Annotated in this window: 1 protein-coding gene; it reads right to left on the reverse strand. The window is 38.9% G+C overall.

Translation table 11 applies throughout. The features are described from left to right. Positions 1–26 precede the first annotated feature (26 nt). A partial coding sequence (locus ATB02_RS25880) for an IS3 family transposase (RefSeq protein WP_032172535.1) occupies positions 27–378 on the reverse strand: 352 nt, incomplete at its 5' end.

Genomic DNA, 378 nt, shown 5'->3' on the forward strand with positions numbered 1-378 from the left:
TGTACTGACCCCAAAAAGTTGGACAGTTAAACACGAGGCATATAGGTCTGATTCCGATATTCAATTGGAGTCAGACCTTTTAATTTCAGGCTAATTCTTCTGCTGTTGTAGTATTCAATATATTCCGTAACAGCATCCTTCAGTTCGCTTATATTACTGAACTCATCAAGATAAAAACACTCCGACTTTAAGGTTCCAAAGAAACACTCCACCACAGCATTATCCAGACAATTGCCTTTTCTGGACATGCTTTGTTTAATACCATGTTCTTTAAGGATATTTTGATATCTTCTCATACGATACTGCCATCCCTGGTCAGAGTGCAGAACAGGATGCTCGTGAGGATTAAGCTTTTTGAATGCCTGATCGAGCATATTC

Source organism: Escherichia sp. MOD1-EC5189, from assembly GCF_002966045.1.
GTDB lineage: Bacteria > Pseudomonadota > Gammaproteobacteria > Enterobacterales > Enterobacteriaceae > Escherichia > Escherichia coli_F.